Source organism: Barnesiella intestinihominis YIT 11860 (genome assembly GCF_000296465.1).
Classification (GTDB): Bacteria; Bacteroidota; Bacteroidia; order Bacteroidales; family Barnesiellaceae; genus Barnesiella; species Barnesiella intestinihominis.
In genome coordinates this window covers 208948-229411 of record NZ_JH815204.1, presented here as the reverse complement: position 1 = coordinate 229411, position 20464 = coordinate 208948, and the positions used below count along the sequence as shown (strand labels likewise).

The window sequence follows — 20464 nt, the reverse complement described above, 5'->3', positions numbered from 1 at the left end:
AAGCCAAAAATAGAGATAATATCGACAATATATATCGAAAAGAAAGAGTGCCAAACAATAAGAAAACCTAAAACAAATAAAAGACTTGGCTGTTCCATTGTTTCTGATTACCTTTGAACCCCTTTTTATTAAAGCAGCATGAATAAACGATATGTAATGATTTTCACCGCTATATGCGGTTCTATTTTCTCTTTGCTGGCCGATATGCCCCGAGACTATTATCCCAACTCTCTGGAAGGGAAAAACGGCGCTGAACTAAAAACAGAGCTACATAATCTTCTGAAAAACCATACCCGGCTTCCCTATGGGTCTCGCGATTACAACCAAATAGCATGTACATGGACAGTCTTTAAAAAAAGCGATGTCCGTCCCAACAAAAAAGTATGGGATATGTATTCCAACAACTCTTATAACTTTTCGAACGGAGCAGGAGCAACGAAAGGCATGAACATCGAGCACAGCGTACCCAAAAGTTGGTGGGGAGATGCTTACGATGAAACAGCCACTCCTCTTACCCGATTTAAATACGACGGTTCCTACGATTTACACCACCTAACGCCTTCCGATGCCGCTGCCAACACGGCTAAAAGCAATTATCCATTGGGAGAGGTCGATTCTCCTTTGTTCGACAATGGTGTTACCAAAGTGGGAACCGGACAAGCCAACGGTAGAGCGACCAACCTGTTCGAGCCCGCAGACGAATACAAAGGCGACTTCGCCCGCATGTATTTATACTTCGTGACCTGCTATCAAGACTATTCATGGAAGTCTTCTGCCCTATCCATGTTCGCTCAAAACAGTTACCCCACACTGAATGCCTATGGACAGTCCCTATTACTGAAATGGCATCGACAAGACCCTGTCAGTCAAAAAGAAATAGACCGCAACAACGCCGTATACAGTTTTCAAGGAAACAGAAATCCTTTCATAGACTATCCCAATATGGTAGAGTATATCTGGGGCGACTCGACAAATTATGAATTCAGTTTTTCGGGACAATCCACCTCCGCCCCAAGTATCAGTATATCAAACGACAAAATCGAATTCGGATACATCGGAACCGAAACATCGAAAGATAAAGAGATATACATCAAAGGGAAAAATCTGACAACAGATATTACAGCAAAACTATTGAATAACGATTCGGGAGATTTTTCTTTGGGAATGTCCAATCTGCCGGCTCATGAATTAAACACGACCGGAATCAATCTCGCCATAACCTTTTCTCCCCGGTCGATCGGGACTCGCAATGTGACACTCCGATTATCGAGCGACGAATTATCTGCCCCCGTAGACATAACCATTTCTGGAACTGTACTCTTGTCCGATGCCTCCTATTTGAGAATCATCGACATAAAATCGACCTACAAGAAAAGCGACGAACCAGTGCGCCTGATGCTAAACATGAACTTGGATACACAATGGACTGTGGACGGAAAACCGGCTACACATCTCACTCCTTCCGAATTGTCCGCAGGGCTTCACACAATACAATTCACGACTATTTACGGAACAGGGAAAATGCGTGTACAAATCATAGAATAAAAATTACTATCAATCATGAATGCAGCTAAATATATCCGTTATATCCTAACAATCGCAACAGCCCTCCTTTTCTTTTCGGCCTGTAAAGACGATAAGAACGAGAGTCAACCAACCGACTTTATTTTACGGGTAAACGAGTCGGTATCTATCAAGCTACCCAACTCGACAAGTTATACCATAACGACCAATAACTCCGCAATTTCTTATGAATTGTCGGGAAAAATACTCACAGTGACAGCTATTAAAGAAGGGAAAGTGACTCTAACCGTTATCCTCGACTCAGGAGAAAGCCACAACTACTCGTTTACCATTTCGGCAAACTCTTATCAAATGGGTTTTACTATCGACTCCACGCCCCGAATAGAATCATGGATATCCGGCTCGACCGTCAAAACGGAAGAAACGGCAGGACTCCAAGTGAGCTGCGAGTCCGGCATGGATATAACCGGCTCTCCGACCGACAAATCGACACGCTCCTATGGATTTACTTATGTCGAAACAGGGAAACTTTTACGATTTTCTGCACAAGGCGATTTTTCCCAAAAAGGGATTTTGAACAACGGAATCATGGCTACCCGTGACAATGACAATACACCCATACAATACGAGGCTTGCACGGTTTCCATAGAAAAAGTAAACGATGCCGGGAAGATCTGGTTCACTTTACAATTTACCGACCGAAGCGACATTCGTATTGTTACAGAAATTTTCTAAAAATTTTCATAGCCAAGCACGCACATTAAAAACGGGATAAAATTTGAAAATTTATCCCGTTTTTAATTACATGGGATGCAAAATACAAACTGATAGAATTCATTCGATAACTGCCGATTTGCTTCTTTAATGACAAATAACTATCTTCGCCCCACAAACTCATACCGGAAAACACCCGATCTATGGACGAAAAGGACAAAAAAATAGCACGACTCGAAGAGCTGCTACAATCTATCAAAGATAATATCGACGAAACCGAATCTGTATTGGATTCATTATCCAATAGTGAATTGCAAGCCGAAAACGACAATGATTTACCGGACGACGAATTTGATCGTTTACTCGACGAGTTTATTCAAAGTCAATTATCAGAAGAGGAGACGGAAGATGAAGAAGAAAGCGATAATTCCCCGTCTAATACCAGCCATCATATCATCTTTAAAAATACTTTTTTCTCCATATGCGACACAAAAGAACAAATACCCAGAGATTCACTACGCACACAATTCAGTGTTGATGAAGGAGAATATCTATTCATTTCGACAGAATGCATAGGACAAAACGAATCTGCTACAATAGATGCTTGGGACGAAACTTTTTTAACAGAACTAATTGCCCCCGATGGAAGCTCCTACATAGAAACTCAAATTTCCATGCCGATCGACACCGAAAACTACGCCAGTCCATCGGCATATTTCGCTCTTCCTGAAAGAGAAAACAGAGAAGGCTCATGGATTTACTGCCTATCCCGACTCTCCGACAAAGAAGAATATACAACCAAAAGCGCGACTTTTATATCTTTGCCCCAGAAATACGACGAATGTTTCGAAGTAAACAACTATCTATTGTTCAAAAACGAAAGCATCGCTCCCGACCCAGACCGTCCTATCATCTCCTACACAAGTATAAACCCGAGTATACATAGCAACTATTATATCGGATTCTGCGGGATAAGCAAACTAAAAGACACGGACAAATCGTATGAATATGAAATAAAAATCCGTGCACAAACCGGATTAACCAAATACGAAACAGTCGGAACTTTCATTTCACAAGACGACGAAGAAAGAAACCGGCTATGGACATTCCAAGAACCCGTCGACTTCTCGGATTATGAAAACGGAGAATATGCCGTCGAGATCTATTTCTTAGGAGAAAAAGTATTGAATGCCCCGTTTCGCATTGGGAACGAAGAAGAAGGAGAATATAATCTATTCAACATACAGACACGTCCCCCGATCGGAGAAAAAAAAGAGATAGACCCGACAAAAGAAAAAGACGCCATGGACTCTTTACAAGAGATGATCGGGCTAAACAATCTGAAACGGAGCATTGCCGAACATCTCAACTATGTAAAACTATTGGCCGCACGCAAAAGAGCCGGATTAAAAGCCTCGATACCGCCCCTTCACATGGTCTTTACCGGAAACCCGGGAACAGGGAAAACAACCGTTGCCGATTTCATCGGTGAGATTTTCCACAAAATGGGGTTACTCGAAAAAGGTCACGTCATACGTACCGACCGTAGCAAATTGGTGGGCAAATGGTTGGGAGAGACCGAACAAAAAACCGAAGCTGCCATCGAAGCCGCCAAAGGAGGGGTCCTTTTCATAGACGAGGCTTACAGTCTGTTTACCAATGACAAAGATGGAGACAAACGCGACTTCGGAAACAGAGTCATAGAAACATTATTACCGAAACTGTCGGACGACAACTTCGGGACAATCGTTATTCTCGCCGGATATCCAGCAGAAATGAAACTGCTTTTGGAATCGAACTCCGGCTTGCAATCCCGATTTCCTTTTACATTTCACTTCGAAGATTATTCACCCGAAGAATTATTGGAGATAGCCGACCTCACCATACAACGCGAAGGGTACGAAATAACCGACTCTGCTCGTCAAACGCTATTAGAACTGATAAAAAAAGACCATCGAAACAGAGACCGCCATTTCGGGAACGCCCGCTATGTCAACAGACTTATCTCTTCGAAAATACTTCCGGCCATGGCCACTCGTTTGGCTCAAAGCGGAATATACGATTCGGGGAATCCCGACAAACGGTCGCTCGTCACCATCGAACAAGAAGATATACCCGATAACACCGATGAAAAAATAATCATATCTTCGGAGGAATTCGATGAACGAACCATAGATGAATGCTTAGCCCGACTCGACAGAATGATCGGATTATCCAATGTAAAAGCCGCAATCCATAACTTTGTAAAGATCGCCCGGTTATTACACGAGAACGAAAAAAATTTCTTTGGGGAAATCCCTTTGAAATGGAGCTTCGCAGGAAATACAGGAACCGGGAAAAGCACAGTCGCTGAAATTATGTCCGACTTACTGAAAGCCATGAACATACTCGGCAACGGACAATTTATAGAAATAAAAGGAGAACAGCTCTACAATGTCCCCGACTATAAAGTGGACGAAGTTCTACAAGATGCCATGAAAAAGTCACGACAGGGACTTTTATTCATCGATGGCGACTCTCCGAAATTCAAAAATGCATACAACACATTCGATAGCGAACAACTACGAATCAAGTTGGCAGGATACACCTCTGCCCTGCCCGGAGCTCATGCTCTCATCATTGCCGAGAACCGGGCTCCCCGGCAAGATTTGGTAGAACAGTTAATTGGCAACGGCGCTCACGAAGTCGACCACACTTTAATTTTCGACGACTATACCTCGGAAGAGTTATTCGAAATCCTGAAACAAATGCTATCGGACAAAGATTTCTCTTTTGAACAAAAAGCAGAAAGTATCATGCAGCATTATATTGAATACCTTTGCTCCGACCAATATTCTTGTTATGCAAACGCCCGAACCATGAAAATCATATCGCGAACCATTATGCAAAACGCCTATCTCCGACTCGGTGAGGCGGGCATAAAATTTTCACGAAACAGAATCACACATGCCGATGTAGCTTGCTTTGAAATAGATGAGAGACAGACTCTTAGAAATAGAATCGGCTTTTACTGAAAAGACCTCTAAACTATTTCATAGACGAAACCTTATTTTTGTATTGAGGATTCCGATCCAACCAGACTGTCGCATACCGGCATGTCGCAGCCGGAAGTAAGTCATGATCAAGCGCATAGTCATAAGCCGCCTTCTCCAAAGCGGCAGCGATACCCCGCCCTTCGATTTCCCGGGGGACAATCGTATGTTCTATATTCAAGCAACCATCGACAAGATCATACGACACGTATGCTGTTTTCCCGTCAGCGACAGTCTGAAACTGTTTTCTCGACAAATCATGTATTATTTCCATAAGAAGAATTTTTTAATTGTACAAATATACATATCCGTTAAGATATGTAGCCAAAAGAAGCCACAAGAAATATGGCACAAATAACAGTGCCGCCGCTTTCTCTTTTCGATATGCCCTTGATATATAAATCCACACTAAAATATCGAGTAATAAAATATCTATCAATCCCAAAAACGGATTTCTAAATGCGAAAAATAATAAGCTCCATAAGAAATTAACGACTAACTGTATCCCCCATAACACCGACAAGGTTTTATTCGCACCCCTTTCTATCAAGCGCCCCAATGAAAGTCCCATACAAATATAAATGATACTCCATGCAATAGGAAAAGCTCCATTAGGCGGAGTAAGAGCCGGTTTATTCAGCAATGGATACCACTCAGAAATAGAATCAGACTGAAAATAACTGGCCGACAATCCCACTGCAAAACATAATAGTATAGGAAGGAGATAAAATGCGAATCTTTTCATAACCAAGACATTTAACAACAATAGTTGTAATTTAAACACATATAAATAATTAAAGTTCTTGGATATTCCAAAAGAAGAATGCCTAAAATCTAAAAATAAAAGGACACTCTAAAAAGAGTGTCCTTTGAGCCGATAGAGGGATTCGAACCCACGACCCCGAGATTACAAATCACGTGCTCTGGCCAACTGAGCTATATCGGCAGGTGGGTAAGCTATCTACATCGCGCCGCTACAACCGGCTACCCTTGCTGCGGTCAAACCCTGGGGGATTCACAGGGAGCTGGCCGTATAGGACTTACCCGGGCACAAAAGTAGATATTTTTTCTTAGATAACAATAGCATTCCACAAAAAAATGCACAAAATTTTCTATCTACTTAAAAACGAAAGAATTAAAAAAAACATATTTCACAATAAATTTTTTCTCCATAATTTTATAGAAGTCTCGGCCTGTATTGTTCCTAAAAAAATTTACATTTGTATCCTATAAATAATAGCCCATTCACAAAAAAGGAATCATGTTGCAAAAAATTAAAGAGCGTATACTTGCCGGAGGAGAAATTACCCCCGACGAAGCATTAGAATTAGCACAAAAAGCCATTCGTTCGGACCTATATGCTGCTGCCGACGAAATCCGTAAAAAATTCTGTAATAAAACGCTCGATACTTGCTCGATCATCAATGCCCGTTCTGGTCATTGTCCCGAAAACTGCAAATGGTGCGCCCAATCGGCCCATCATCACACCCAAATAGAAACATACGACGCTATACCCATACATGAAGCTATATCCATTGCCCGTTTAAACGAACAACAAGGAATAAAAAGATTGTCTTTGGTCACCAGTGGGAGAAGGATAAAAGCCTCGGAAATAGACTATTTCTGCGATATTTATCGAAAAATGGGAGAAGAAACCCACTTACACCTTTGCGCCTCTATGGGACTATTGAAACGAGAAGAATTAGAGAAACTGAAAGCCGCCGGAGTAAAACGTTATCACTGCAACTTAGAAACAGCCTCGTCCTATTTTTCCGAGCTATGTACCACACATACCATTGAACAAAAAAAAGAAACGATTCGGACAGCCCAAAAGTTAGGAATGGAAATCTGTTCCGGTGGAATCATCGGTATGGGAGAAAATATGAAACAACGTATCGAATTGGCTTTTGAACTAAAAGAATTAGGGGTCTGTTCTGTTCCCATGAATATATTGAATCCCATACCGGGAACACCTCTGGAACATATGCCCCCCATCAGCGACGAGGAGATTTTAGTTACAATCGCAATTTTCAGATTCATACTGCCACGGACGTTCATTCGATTTGCCGGAGGGCGGGCGAGGTTATCCAGAGAAACACAAAAGCAAGCACTATCGGCCGGAGTAAACGGACTATTGATGGGCGACATGCTCACAACGCTGGGATCGGGAGTAAACGAAGACAAATCATTAGCCCGAGAAGCGGGATACGATCCTCTATAATATAATAAAAAGCCTGTCGCATGCGACAGGCTTTTCTCGTTTATCCAAATTCCCTGTTCTTCACAGAACATTCCATTTCAGTCACTTGGTTCCAGTTGAAAAACTTGCTCTACCGATTTATTGAATACTTGGGCTATTTTCAACGCTAACACCGTAGAAGGCACAAATTTACCAGTCTCGATTGCATTGATGGTTTGTCGGCTCACCTCTACTACATCGGCCAAATGCTGCTGGGTTATACGAAGTTCGGCACGCTCCACTCGTATTCTATTCTTCATCTCTCAACGACTTTTTAAGTTTCCACAATTTCATTTCAAAGACAATCAAGAAAATAATAATATTCGTAAACATATTAAAGACCAAGACATTCAAAAACAGAAGCTCGTAACAAAAAAGAGATAAAATAATCAAAACAGACGAATTGATATACAAGGCTATCAACAACGAGTTCAATCTTATCCGCCCGATTAATTCATCTTCGACTCTCTCACGTGAACATGCCACAAATAAACAACCCAAGCAAATGCCTATAATGGCGACATTATTCAATATTTTTCCAACCCAATCCAAAGTCAGGACTCTTTTCATAGCCAAAGGAATCCATTCGGGTAGCAAGAAAGATGGAAAACCATTATAACCGTCTATCGTCATCAGTACTCCCAGCACAAATGTTGGAACCAGAATAATCCAGCCGACTTTCTTAAAGCCATTAGGCAACAAAAAGATTTTTTCCATAATAACAATTATTTTAAGTAATCGATAAAAGAAATAGCTATGGCACAAATGTAAAGTATATTTTACATATAGACAAATATAAGCGACTTTTTTTTTACAAAAAATCTTACAGAAAAGCTATGAAGCCTCTGAACACTTCCAACATGGCGTGGGAATCTTCATTCAAACCTATTATCTAAAAAATGGATTTTTCCCGCAAGACTCTGCACTTCCGACCAAATGCTTAACAGTCTTGCAATAACGGATAATGTCGGCGTTTGTGTGTTGTGTTTCAGGTAGATAGATAGGATAACAAGATTGGTAAAACTCAAGACTTTTGTATCATTGAGCACAATCAAACTTTGCAAAGGTAAAACTTTATTCTTAAACTCAAACTTTTTAGGGTTATTTTTTTGACAAAAAAGATTTTTAACCCGATACAAGCCATAGAATTCGAAAAAAGAATAAATTAACAATGCAAAACACTCGCGCAATTTTTCTATTACGCCCTAAATCGTTAAAACTTTCATGAAGACTGCTCTTTCCCATTTGTCCAATCACAACATTTATCGTAAATTTGACTGGTATTTAATACAAAGTAATGATCAGCTACTTACAAATAGAAAATCTCACAAAGTCGTTCGGAGACCGGATTCTCTTCGAAAATATATCGTTAGGTATCGGTGAAGGAGACCGAATAGGATTAATTGCCAAAAATGGAGCGGGGAAAACGACTTTACTGAATATTCTGGCGGGGAAAGAAAATTATGACAGTGGAAACATTGTATTCCGGAATAATTTACGGGTAGGATACTTGGAACAATCCCCCTCCTATCCGCCAGAACTCACAGTTATACAAGCCTGTTTCCAGTCCGACAACGACACTGTTCGTTTAATAGCCGAATACGAACAGGCTCTACAAACCGACGATCCTATCGGCCTGCAAGAACTACTCGACCGCATGGACCACTACAAGGCATGGGATTACGAGCAAAGAGCCAAACAAATTCTTTCGCAGCTCAAAATCAATAACTTCGATCAGCCTGTAAAAGAATTGTCCGGCGGACAACTGAAACGACTGGCGTTAGCCAATGTCTTAATTACCGAACCCGACTTGCTCATTCTCGATGAACCGACGAATCATCTGGACATCGATATGACCGAATGGTTGGAAGAATTTTTACGCCGCACCAACATAACCCTATTGATGGTCACGCACGATCGCTATTTTCTCGATCGAGTATGCAATCAAATTGTCGAAATCGACAATCATACACTATACAATTATAACGGTAATTACAGCTACTATCTTGAAAAACGGGAAGAGCGCATAGAAATACATAATGCCGAAATCGACCGGGCCCGCAATTTAATGCGTACCGAGTTGGACTGGATAAGGCGACAGCCACAAGCCCGGGGCACAAAAGCAAAATACCGTGTGGATGCTTTTTATGAATTACAAGCGAAAGCCCGTCAAGAAAAATCAGACGGGCAAGTACGGCTCGAAGTAAAATCGTCATACATCGGTTCAAAGATATTCGAGGCAAAAGGTATCTGTAAAAAATTCGGAGACCTGAAAATAATCGAAAACTTCGATTATACTTTTGCCCGCTATGAAAAAATGGGTATCGTAGGTAACAACGGAACCGGAAAATCGACCTTCATCAAAATGCTCGTCGGTGAAATTCAACCCGATCGAGGACGATTCGATATAGGAGAAACGGTAAAGTTCGGCTATTATAGCCAAGATGGGTTACATTTTAATGAACAGATGAAGGTCATCGATGCCGTAAGAGATATAGCAGAAGAAATTTCACTTGGCGACGGACGTAAGCTGTCCGCATCTCAATTCTTGCAGCATTTTCTCTTTACCCCCGAGACACAACACAGCTATATATATAAATTAAGTGGAGGAGAACGCCGACGCCTATATTTATGTACGATACTCATCAGTAATCCCAATTTTTTGGTACTGGACGAACCGACCAACGACTTGGATATCGTTACTCTTAACGTCCTTGAAGATTATCTCCGTAATTTCAAAGGGTGTCTCATTGTCATCTCCCACGACCGATATTTCATGGATAAAGTAGTAGATCACCTACTTGTGTTCAAAGGAAACGGAGAACTAAAAGACTTTCCCGGTAACTATACCGATTATCGTGAATGGAAAGAAACACAGGAACAAAAGGCTAAAAGCGAACAGGCAGAAAAAGCAAAGCAAGACAATAAAAAGACTACTGCCGAAAAAAGAAATACATCTGACAATACCCGACGACGCCTTTCTTTTAAAGAGAAAAAAGAGCTGGAACAATTAGAAATGGAAATCGCTGCGCTGGAAGAAGAGAAAAAAACAATCGAAACGAACCTTTGCAGCGGAACCTTAAGCATAGAGGAACTCACGCTGCAATCCAAAAGATTGCCGGGAATCAACGAAAACCTCGATGAAAAGACATTACGCTGGCTCGAACTAAGTGAAATCGAAGGGTAGTTATATACAAAAGGCGATAGACCGTATCTCTATCGCCTTTTGTTATATCACATGCTCAAACCTCACCTTTGAAAATAAGCGTATTTCGGTTCTGTGGGTTTATAAGAATCATCGTCCCACAAAGTACTGGTAATCATCAAATCGGCACTGTATCGGTTGCAAGCGATAGGCACATTGTGTACTCTACACTGACGAAGCAACATCTGTATATCGGCCTCGTGTGGTTGAGGATTCAAATCATCGATCAAAAAGATAGCCAAATCGACTTGATGACGAACCACCAATGCGGCAATTTCGGCATCTCCCCCCAACGGACCCGAATTCATACAAGTCACATCGGCCGGAATATTCAATTCGTCGAATGCCTCCTTAATCAATCGGCCGGTAGTACCTGTACAAACCAAATGGTGATGAGACAACAACTCGGCATTATGTTTCACCCACTCTACCATATCGGCCTTACGATTATCATGCGCCACTAGCGCGATAGTTAATCTTTTTTTCATAGCTTTATTTTTTTAAGATTGAACAGTTTGAAATTTTTGTCTGATTTTCCGTTGATGTATCCACAAGGCCATAACAGCTATCACGAATGCGATAAAATCAGAGATAGGCATACTCAACCAAACTCCGTTCGTAGACCAGTAAGTCGGTAAAATCAACAACAACGGCAATAAAAACAATAATTGTCTCGATAAGGATAAAAATATAGATACCGGAGCCCTACCTATCGACTGAAAGAAATTGGAAATTACAATCTGGCAACCGACAAACGGGAACATGGCGCAACTGATACGAAGACCGGTCACAGACAAATCGACCAACTCCTCGCTGGTTGTAAACATCGCTACAATAGCATGGGGAAATAATTCGCTCAATACAAAGCCCACCGTAGTAACGACCACACCCGCCGTAATCCCATATCGCAATGTTTTGCGAACACGGTCATATTGCTTGGCTCCATAGTTATACCCCACGATAGGCTGCATTCCCTGTGTGATTCCCATAACGATCATAACGAACAACATCAAAGTACGGTTCACAATACCATAAGCACCGATAGCCAAATCTCCACCAGTATGTTGCAACGCATTATTAATAAAAATCACCACCACACAGGCACAAACATTCATCAAAAAAGGAGACATGCCTATGGAAAATATTTTAGCGACTACCCGCACTTTCAACCGGGAGTACCGACGGTCAAAATGAATAAAGTTTTTTTTGTTCGCAAAATGAACGAGCACCCACACCATAGCGACAGTCTGAGACACGACTGTTGCCAACGCTGCACCCCGTATTCCCCAATCGAATGAAAATATAAATATCGGAGCCAAAATAATATTACACCCCACAGTCAACAATGACGAAAACATTGCCTTACGAGGATACCCCGTAGCCCTCATTACGTTATTCAGCCCTATAAACACATAAGTTATAGGAGTCCCCAGTAAAATTACTTGCATGAAATCACGAGCATAAGGCAATGTATCGTGGCTTGCCCCGAAAAACAATAATATGGAATCAAGAAATAAAAAAGTCAAACCGCCAAAGCAAACAGCATTGATTATACACATAATCAAAACATTATGTACGACCTCCGTTGCTCGCACTTTATCTTTCTGGCCTAAAAAAATAGAACTGATAGTAGCACCGCCTATACCGACCAATGTACAAAAAGCGACTACCAAATTCATCAACGGGAAAGTAATTGCCAAACCTGCGATAGCCAATGCACCCACCCCATGACCTATAAATATACTATCTATAATATTATATAGCGATGTAACAGTCATCGCTATAATAGCCGGTACAGAATACTGAATCAACAACTTGCCAATCGGCTCGGTTCCAAGTATCAACGGCGAATTACGCTCTGCCATAATCTCTAATTTCACAATTACGATACAAAGGTACGAATTATTCAGGAGCTAAAACAGGAGCATAAGCATTTTATAACATAAAGATACTTCAAATAGCTACGCCCTATATTTTTCACATAAAATATTATTGGTCCATTCAACTATCATAAAAAATAAAAATATCTGAAATCAGAACCGTTTTTTGAGACTTCTTGTTATATTTGAAATACTTTATCTATATTTGTAGAATATAGGATACGGTTCAGCAGAGCCAATTCGGAAATATGATTTCCGTTTGCCCCTGCACTCACCTTTCGCTATGTTTGTCATGAAACCATTAATTAAATAGAATTATGAAAAAGTTTTTATTCTTGGTTATATTGAGTTTGACTTTATTTTCCTGCGAGGGTCCTATGGGACCACAAGGTCCTCAGGGAGTTCCGGGCGAAGGAATGTTTTGGAAGTACTACACCTACACAGTAAAATCGCAAGACTGGCAACTTGTGACATCGCCCGACGGATTAAATACGTATTACATGTATGAGTTCCAAAATAAAGATATTACAGACGATTTGTATATCGACGGATATGTCTTGGGGTACTTGGTACAATCTCCGGGGGCAGACAACGAAGTCATCACCCCTCTACCTTATACGATACATAAAGGCGAGGCAGACGGGGATAATGCGCTGCTTTGGACCGAAACTTACACCTACGATTACATGCCGGGAAGCGTAGCTTTTTATGTGCAATACAGCGATTTTATCGAGCAACAGCCCGGAGATATGGTATTTCGTTTAGTCCTTAATAATTAATAACCGTCTTTTCGATTCTTCGAAATAAAAATAAACGAGGCCATCTTTAATAAAGAAATGGCCTCGTTTATTTTATGTAGCAAACTAATGATTCAACAAGCCTTAAAGCTCATATCGAGACCTTTTACCGAATGAGTGAGAGCTCCCACCGAGACAAAATCGACACCACTCTCAGCGTAATCTCGAATCGTATCGAAAGTAATACCTCCCGAAGACTCTATTTCATATTTCCCACCCACAATTTTCACAGCCTCTCTTGTCAATTCAGGCGAGAAATTATCGAGCATAATACGGTCCACACCGCCCACTCGCATAACCTCTTTCAATTCGTCCAAATTACGCACCTCTATCTCAATTTTCAAATCCTTGCCTTTGGCCTTTAAATAATCATGACAACGAGAGATAGCGTTCTCTATACCACCGGCAAAATCCACATGATTATCTTTCAGCAAAATCATGTCGAACAATCCGATACGATGATTCACGCCACCACCTATCTTCACAGCCTCTTTTTCGAGCATACGCATGCCCGGAGTTGTCTTGCGGGTATCGAGAATGCGAGTATGCAATCCTTCGAGTTTTTTCACATACCGGTGAGTCATCGTAGCGATACCGCTCATGCGCTGCATCACATTGAGCATAAGACGCTCGGTTTGCAATAATGATTGTACGCGTCCTTCGACCACAAAAGCCACATCGCCGGGTTTTACCGCAGTCCCGTCCTCGATATAAACCGTCATTTTCAAATCGGGATCGAAACGGTGGAATATTTTTCGGGCAATCTCTACTCCGGCCAAGATACCCGGCTCCTTGATCAACAACCTCGACTTCCCCATCGCCGTATCCGGGATACAACACAAAGTAGTGTGGTCACCATCTCCTATATCTTCGGCAAAAGCCAAATCTATCAATTCATCTATCAACTGCTCTTTCGTTTTCATCTTTCAATACGTTTTCATTTATTCTCAAAAATACAATTATCAATTGATTGCAAAGTTACAAATTAATCCCGACTCTATTGTAAAATCAAAAATATAACCTTTAAACCGCCCACTAATTCTTTACAAAATATTACATTTACAAAAAAATTTGAGTACCATGAAAAAAGCTCTGAATATAGACCAACAAATAGCCAAACTTAAATCTCATGGAATGGAATTTGACAATGAAGAAAAAGCAAAAGAAATTCTACTTGACATAGGTTACTACCGCTTGGGGTTCTATTCATTTCCTTTTGAAACAACATTCCCTCGAATAAACAATCGAGACCACAAGCTAAAAAAAGGGACGACATTCAAAAGTGTATACGATTTATATGAATTTGACACTAAACTCCGAAGAATATTGCTAAATGCCCTTGATAGAATAGAGGTAAATATACGCACTCAAATCATATATACCGTATCAAACTATTATACAGACTCTCCAACATGGTTCGCCAATCCCGATATTATGAAATCCGATTTCATTAGTAACTTCGATATCATGGTATATAAAGCAATGCAAGACAATCCCATTATTAAACGGCATCACCAAAGATACCCAGACGACAAATACCCTCCCGCTTGGAAAACTATTGAATTTATGACATTAGGTAATATCGTATCGCTCTATAAATCGATAAAAAGCGAGCGATTAAAATATATAATCGCCCAGCATTATGGATGCTCAACCGGCGTATTCATTAACTATTTAGATACCATACGAGTAATTCGGAATCGGTGCGCTCATGGTAGTTGTATTTATAACATATCTATACCGATAGGCATAAAAGCTATTCCTGCAAATATAGACAGAGATAGTCGCCACAATATAAATGGCGTTATCGCCGTGATAAAATATATTTTGGGAACAATATCAAAGAACCGGAAAGAAGATCTGAATAACGAAATTATCAGCACTTTTAAAAATATACAATCTCAAGAAACAAAAAAGATTGTAGCCGATTGCACAAAAATAATCATATAAAATTTGGAATTCGAGATTCTTTGATTTATCTTTGTTCCCCTGAAAGTGCCCATATAGGCTATTTAAGTCACTATATCTGCACTCTAAAAAGGATGTAAGGGATTCAAACGCGTATTGAATCCCTTTATTATTTCTATGCCGAAGTAAAAGAGACTACTAATCCAACTTTGATAAATACAAAAAAGCCGTAACTTTGTCCTTATGAAAATAGTGCTATTGGTTGTCGGGAAAACAGTCGAATCTCATTTTATACAAGGAATCGAAGAATACAGCAAACGATTGGCTCACTATGTGCCGTTCGAAATTGCAGTCATTCCCGAACTCCGCAACACCAAAAGCCTGAGTACCGACCAACAAAAAGAGCGAGAAGCCGATTTCATCTTGAAAAGTTTCCTGCCCGGCGATTACATTGTCCTGCTCGATGAACATGGAAAGGAGTTTACCTCCACGCAGTTCGCCACCTATTTGGAAAAGAAAATGTCAAACGTTGCCAAACGCTTGATATTTGTCATTGGCGGCCCTTATGGTTTTTCCCAACGCATATACAATGCAGCACAAGAAAAAATTTCTCTTTCAAAGATGACCTTTTCTCACCAGATGATTCGCCTCATCTTCACCGAACAACTCTATCGGGCTATGACTATTCTCAATAACGAACCCTATCACCACGAATAAATATGAATTGTTTTCATTACAAAATTCTATCCGTCTTCATTATCTCACTTTCTCTCTTTACTTTCCCGACAAACGCAAAAGAATACAGCAGTGAAATAGGCACGTTGTGGAATTTTACGGTATCCAAACAAATAAATCGGATAAATCTGCAAATACAGCAAAACGTATGGACACTTGGTAAATATTACGAACGATACATGCCCATTGCGGTCGTCTCCTATACTGCCGTCCCGAAATACCTCAAATTAAATGCGCTGTACTACTATATGAATCAACAGACAGCTCCGAATATTTATAAGAATCGTCATCGTTATCAACTGGGAGCCACTTTTTCCTATCCTGTACACCGATTCTCCCTATCGCTGAATTCCCGATTTGAGTCCACCTATACCATAGGGACGGCCAAACCATCGAACAAATGGCGAAACAAAATACTTCTCAGTTACACCATACCCGACACCCGATGGACTCCGTTTATCCATACCGATATATTTCTTTTTCTGAATGGTAAACAGTCAGGAGAATTGGATAGAATATGGTATGATGCAGGGGTAGAATATCGAATAGACAAAAAAAATTCCATCGAATGCAAAGTTCGAGAAGAACATCTCATGAGTAAGACACCCCAACAGCTCAATACGTTTATCTCCTTAGGTTATAAATTGAAACTATAATCCCCCTATTCCATCTTGCGATACACTTTGGGGGGGACAGAAAAACGAGTCCACAAATTCAAGGATAAATGGAAAGATTAAAAAATCTTCGAGATTCAATCCACCCAAAATAAATCGCTCATAACATCATCGGAAGTAAAAAGGCCCTTACGAGTTATGCGCATAATATTGTCGGTCACTACGAGTCGCCCTGCACGGATATGAGCCAGAGCTTGTTCCAAGCAATATCGCATGCGCTCAGCCCCAAAGTCGTCTTCGAGTTTTTTCAGATCCAATCCCCAACAGGTGCGAAGCGATGTAAGTATGTATTCATTATATAAACTATCGACCGTCTCTTTCTCTTCCATATATGCAACATGTCCCGTTTGCAAAGCCTCCATATATTCCGACAATGAGGAAGGATTAATACGCCTGCTCTTCCCATCGTAGCTATGAGCCGCCGCACCTAAACCCAGATACGGTACACCTTTCCAATAAGATGTATTATGAAGTGCATAACGCCCAGAGCGGGCGAAATTGGAAATCTCGTAATGCTCATATCCAGAAAAACCCAACACATCGATAAGTGTCTCGAACATCTGTAAGGATTCTTCTTCCTCACACTCTTTCACCAGTCCTTTTTCCCTCATTCTCCACAACGCCGTACCTTCCTCATAAATTAAATTATATGCTGAAATATGCGGAACATTCAAGGTTACGGCTTGTCTCAAATTGTTCGTCCAACGTTCTACGGTCTGTCCCGGCAAACCATATATGAGGTCTATACTGATATTTTCATATCCGGCACAAAGGCAATTATCGACTGCCTCCATCGCCGCATGAGCCGTATGACGCCGACGTAGAAAAACAAGATCCGAATCGTCGAAACTCTGTATTCCCATACTTAGCCGGTTAACCGGAGTATCCTTTAATTGACTTATAAAAAGAGGTGTCACATCATCGGGATTCACTTCAAGAGTAACCTCCTTACAAACCGACCAATCGACAACTGTGGAAAGAGTTCGAAACAAACGACCTCGTTCCGACGGCGATAAACTGGACGGAGTCCCCCCTCCAAGATACACCGTAAAAACAGGTTCGTCCCTTAGCTCATGTATTCTCAATTCAAGTTCCCGACAAACGGCATCTATATAGCCACGCTTGAACGAAAAATCGGTCGAGGAAAAGAAGTCGCAATAAACACAGCGGCTTGCACAAAACGGTATATGAATATAAAGCCCAGCCATTACTCGACAAAAATACAAAACTTCGATTCACAAACAATGTTTTGTAACATAGTTCTTACCATTGCTTTTTAAAAATATAATTCATAATTTGCGAACGCTTTGTTAAAACGTAACCAAGTGTTTTTGTTTTATTAAAACTTTAATATCATGAAAGTCTATCAATCTCACGAAATCAAAAACATTGCTCTATTGGGCAGCAAAGGTTCAGGCAAGACCACCCTCGCAGAAGCTATGCTCTACGAGTGTGGTGTAATAAAACGTCGCGGAACCGTCGAAGGGAAAAACACCGTCTCGGACTATTTTCCTGTGGAAAAAGAGTATGGATATTCCGTCTTTTCCACAGTTTTTTATGCCGAATTTTTAGGTAAAAAGCTCAATGTTATAGACTGTCCGGGAGCAGACGACTTTGTAGGAAGCGCTATAACAGCCCTTAACGTAACAGACACGGGAGTAATTGTCATCGACTCTCAATATGGAGTCGAAGTAGGAACTCAAAACATCTTCCGTACTGCTGAAAATCTGAATAAACCTATTCTTTTTGCCATGAACCAACTTGATGGTGAAAAGGCAGATTACGACAATGTAATCAACCAAATGCACGAAACATTCGGTAACCGAATTGTACAAGTGCAATATCCGCTTAGTTGCGGTCCGTCGTTCAATGCCATGATCGACGTCCTACTCATGAAAATGTATAGCTGGTCGCCCGAAGGCGGTACACCCACCATATCCGAAATTCCCGAAAGCGAAATGGAAAAAGCCCGGGAATTAAACCAAAAATTAGTTGAAGCCGCTGCTGAAAACGATGAGACCCTTATGGAAAAATTCTTCGAGCAAGGTTCTCTCACCGAAGATGAAATGCGGGAAGGCATCCGCAAAGGTCTCATCACACGCAGCATATACCCTGTATTCTGTGTAAGCGCATTACGCGATATGGGAGTACGACGTATGATGGAATTCCTCGGCAACGTAGTCCCCTTTGTCTCCGAAATGCCCAAACCCGAAAATACAGCCGGAGAAAAAATCGCTCCCGATGCCAATGGTCCTACAAGTATATACTGCTTTAAAACCACGGTCGAACCCCATATCGGAGAAGTATCTTATTTCAAAGTAATGTCTGGAACCGTACATCAAGGAGACGATTTGATTAATGTGAACCGAGGTGACGGACGTGAACGTTTGGCTCAATTATTCTGTGTTTGCGGACAAATTCGTACTCCGGTAGAAGAACTTGTAGCAGGAGACATAGGAGCATCGGTAAAACTAAAAGATGTGCGCACTGGTAATACACTCAACGCAAAAGGGTGCGATTATCATTTCGATTTTATCAAATACCCAGCTCCCAAATATCAACGAGCAATAAAACCGGTCAATGAATCCGATGCCGAAAAATTAAGTGAGATTCTCACTCGTATGCATGAAGAAGACCCTACGTGGCAAATAGAACAATCCAAAGAATTGAAACAAACGATTGTTTCGGGACAAGGAGAATTTCACTTACGCACTTTAAAATGGCGTATTGAGAATAACGATAAACTTGCCGTTGAATTCATAGAGCCTCGCATACCCTATCGGGAAACAATTACTAAAGCGTCTCGGGCGGATTATCGTCACAAAAAACAATCGGGTGGAGCCGGACAATTTGGAGAAGTACATCTCATCGTAGAGCCCTATTATGACGGAATGCCAGCACCCGACACTTACAAATTCAACAACCAAGAATTCCGTATGAATGTACGCGATACCCAAACGATAGATCTTGAATGGGGAGGAAAATTGGTGGTTTGTAACTGTATTGTTGGAGGTGCTATCGACGCTCGGTTTATTCCTGCTATTGTCAAAGGATTGATGGATCGTATGGAACAAGGGCCGCTCACTGGTTCTTACGCCCGCGATGTCAGAGTTTGTATCTATGACGGGAAAATGCACCCGGTAGACTCTAATGAAATATCTTTCCGATTAGCTGGACGTAATGCATTCAGCGAGGCATTTAAAAACGCAGGACCGAAAATTCTCGAACCTATATATGATGTCGAAGTTCTTACCCCAGCCGATGTCATGGGCGATGTCATGAGCGATCTGCAAGGACGACGCGCCATTATTATGGGCATGTCCAGTGAAAAAGGATTTGAAAAAATCACGGCAAAAGTACCTTTAAAGGAAATGTCTTCCTATTCAACAGCTCTCAGTTCGATTACCGGAGGGCGCTCATCTTTCTCTATGAAATTTGCATCTTATGAGCTCGTTCCATCTGACGTTCAAGAAAAACTACTTAAAGCTTACGAGGCCGAACAGACAGACGAGTGACCGCGATTTTGTTAAATAATTAAAAAGCCATTGGAAAAACCAATGGCTTTTTTTGCAAATAAACATTTATTTGTTAAATTTGCCGGTAAGTGTTAAACCCAACCTTCTAAATAGGTTTTCATAAAATAAAACAAAAATAGTGGAATCGGTGTTTATATAATAAATTTGTACAAATGATGTAAAAACAAATCATTTAAACACCACGACAAGTTAAACAGAAAAAAAATAAAGAGGCAAACAA

18 protein-coding genes and 1 tRNA gene are annotated in these 20464 nt (G+C 40.9%); 10 read left to right on the top strand and 9 right to left on the bottom strand.

From position 1 onward, the window contains the following. Nucleotides 1-138: 138 nt before the first annotated feature. The 3 genes from HMPREF9448_RS05660 (at nucleotide 139) to HMPREF9448_RS05650 (ending at nucleotide 5252) form a co-directional block, all read left to right on the top strand. Nucleotides 139-1545: an endonuclease I family protein gene (locus tag HMPREF9448_RS05660; RefSeq protein ID WP_083855846.1), complete on the top strand. Its 1407-nt coding sequence runs from the start codon at nucleotides 139-141 to the stop codon at nucleotides 1543-1545. Between the two features lie 15 nt (nucleotides 1546-1560). Next, a complete protein-coding gene (locus HMPREF9448_RS05655) occupies nucleotides 1561-2259 on the top strand; it encodes a hypothetical protein (RefSeq protein WP_008861638.1) in 699 nt (232 codons plus the stop codon). A gap of 182 nt (nucleotides 2260-2441) precedes the next feature. After that, nucleotides 2442-5252: an AAA family ATPase gene (locus HMPREF9448_RS05650; RefSeq protein WP_008861637.1), complete on the top strand. Its 2811-nt coding sequence runs from the start codon at nucleotides 2442-2444 to the stop codon at nucleotides 5250-5252. Between the two features lie 13 nt (nucleotides 5253-5265). Here HMPREF9448_RS05650 and HMPREF9448_RS05645 read toward each other — a convergent pair whose 3' ends face one another. The 3 genes from HMPREF9448_RS05645 to HMPREF9448_RS05635 all read right to left on the bottom strand — a co-directional run bounded on the left by HMPREF9448_RS05645 (nucleotide 5266) and on the right by HMPREF9448_RS05635 (nucleotide 6216). Next, nucleotides 5266-5544 carry a GNAT family N-acetyltransferase gene (locus HMPREF9448_RS05645; protein ID WP_008861636.1) on the bottom strand — a complete coding sequence of 93 codons (279 nt, stop codon included), beginning with the start codon at nucleotides 5542-5544 and terminating at the stop codon, nucleotides 5266-5268. A 12-nt stretch (nucleotides 5545-5556) separates the two neighbouring features. After that, complete coding sequence (locus HMPREF9448_RS05640; protein WP_008861635.1) at nucleotides 5557-6015, bottom strand: TspO/MBR family protein; 459 nt, start codon at nucleotides 6013-6015, stop codon at nucleotides 5557-5559. A gap of 127 nt (nucleotides 6016-6142) precedes the next feature. Further along, nucleotides 6143-6216, bottom strand: a tRNA-Thr gene (locus HMPREF9448_RS05635). A gap of 315 nt (nucleotides 6217-6531) precedes the next feature. Here HMPREF9448_RS05635 and bioB point away from each other — a divergent pair. After that, a complete protein-coding gene (bioB, locus tag HMPREF9448_RS05630; protein ID WP_008861634.1) occupies nucleotides 6532-7491 on the top strand; it encodes a biotin synthase BioB in 960 nt (319 codons plus the stop codon). Between the two features lie 77 nt (nucleotides 7492-7568). Here the strand turns inward: bioB and HMPREF9448_RS05625 are convergent, their stop codons facing one another. Beyond that, the gene (locus HMPREF9448_RS05625; RefSeq protein ID WP_008861633.1) at nucleotides 7569-7769 is read right to left on the bottom strand and encodes a helix-turn-helix transcriptional regulator; all 201 of its coding nucleotides are present in this window, start codon (nucleotides 7767-7769) and stop codon (nucleotides 7569-7571) included. Beyond that, nucleotides 7759-8226, bottom strand: a complete 468-nt coding sequence (locus HMPREF9448_RS05620; protein WP_008861632.1) for a hypothetical protein — start codon at nucleotides 8224-8226, stop codon at nucleotides 7759-7761. The genes HMPREF9448_RS05625 and HMPREF9448_RS05620 overlap by 11 nt, the downstream gene beginning before the upstream one ends. A 580-nt stretch (nucleotides 8227-8806) precedes the next feature. On the opposite strand from HMPREF9448_RS05620, the gene HMPREF9448_RS05610 reads away from it, so the two are divergent. Beyond that, nucleotides 8807-10696, top strand: a complete 1890-nt coding sequence (locus HMPREF9448_RS05610) for an ABC-F family ATP-binding cassette domain-containing protein (RefSeq protein ID WP_008861631.1) — start codon at nucleotides 8807-8809, stop codon at nucleotides 10694-10696. A gap of 62 nt (nucleotides 10697-10758) precedes the next feature. On the opposite strand, the gene HMPREF9448_RS05605 is transcribed toward HMPREF9448_RS05610, so the two are convergent. Beyond that, the gene (locus HMPREF9448_RS05605; protein WP_008861630.1) at nucleotides 10759-11202 is read right to left on the bottom strand and encodes a methylglyoxal synthase; all 444 of its coding nucleotides are present in this window, start codon (nucleotides 11200-11202) and stop codon (nucleotides 10759-10761) included. Nucleotides 11203-11214: 12 nt separating this feature from the next. After that, a complete protein-coding gene (locus HMPREF9448_RS05600) occupies nucleotides 11215-12579 on the bottom strand; it encodes an MATE family efflux transporter (RefSeq protein ID WP_008861629.1) in 1365 nt (454 codons plus the stop codon). A 332-nt stretch (nucleotides 12580-12911) separates the two neighbouring features. On the opposite strand from HMPREF9448_RS05600, the gene HMPREF9448_RS05595 reads away from it, so the two are divergent. Next, complete coding sequence (locus tag HMPREF9448_RS05595) at nucleotides 12912-13373, top strand: hypothetical protein (RefSeq protein WP_008861628.1); 462 nt, start codon at nucleotides 12912-12914, stop codon at nucleotides 13371-13373. A 92-nt stretch (nucleotides 13374-13465) separates the two neighbouring features. On the opposite strand, the gene nadC is transcribed toward HMPREF9448_RS05595, so the two are convergent. Further along, a complete protein-coding gene (gene nadC, locus HMPREF9448_RS05590) occupies nucleotides 13466-14314 on the bottom strand; it encodes a carboxylating nicotinate-nucleotide diphosphorylase (protein WP_008861627.1) in 849 nt (282 codons plus the stop codon). Between the two features lie 157 nt (nucleotides 14315-14471). On the opposite strand from nadC, the gene HMPREF9448_RS05585 reads away from it, so the two are divergent. The 3 genes from HMPREF9448_RS05585 to HMPREF9448_RS05575 all read left to right on the top strand — a co-directional run bounded on the left by HMPREF9448_RS05585 (nucleotide 14472) and on the right by HMPREF9448_RS05575 (nucleotide 16690). Next, nucleotides 14472-15341, top strand: a complete 870-nt coding sequence (locus HMPREF9448_RS05585; protein ID WP_008861626.1) for an Abi family protein — start codon at nucleotides 14472-14474, stop codon at nucleotides 15339-15341. Nucleotides 15342-15542: 201 nt separating this feature from the next. Then, the gene (gene rlmH / locus HMPREF9448_RS05580; protein WP_008861625.1) at nucleotides 15543-16016 is read left to right on the top strand and encodes a 23S rRNA (pseudouridine(1915)-N(3))-methyltransferase RlmH; all 474 of its coding nucleotides are present in this window, start codon (nucleotides 15543-15545) and stop codon (nucleotides 16014-16016) included. Between the two features lie 2 nt (nucleotides 16017-16018). After that, nucleotides 16019-16690 carry a DUF2490 domain-containing protein gene (locus tag HMPREF9448_RS05575; RefSeq protein ID WP_008861624.1) on the top strand — a complete coding sequence of 224 codons (672 nt, stop codon included), beginning with the start codon at nucleotides 16019-16021 and terminating at the stop codon, nucleotides 16688-16690. 95 nt (nucleotides 16691-16785) lie between these two features. Here the strand turns inward: HMPREF9448_RS05575 and hemW are convergent, their stop codons facing one another. Continuing rightward, nucleotides 16786-17916 (bottom strand): radical SAM family heme chaperone HemW, encoded by a 1131-nt coding sequence (gene hemW / locus HMPREF9448_RS05570; protein WP_008861623.1) that lies wholly within the window; start codon nucleotides 17914-17916, stop codon nucleotides 16786-16788. A gap of 147 nt (nucleotides 17917-18063) precedes the next feature. Here hemW and HMPREF9448_RS05565 point away from each other — a divergent pair, with 147 nt between their 5' ends. Continuing rightward, a complete protein-coding gene (locus HMPREF9448_RS05565; RefSeq protein ID WP_008861622.1) occupies nucleotides 18064-20223 on the top strand; it encodes an elongation factor G in 2160 nt (719 codons plus the stop codon). Nucleotides 20224-20464 lie beyond the last annotated feature (241 nt).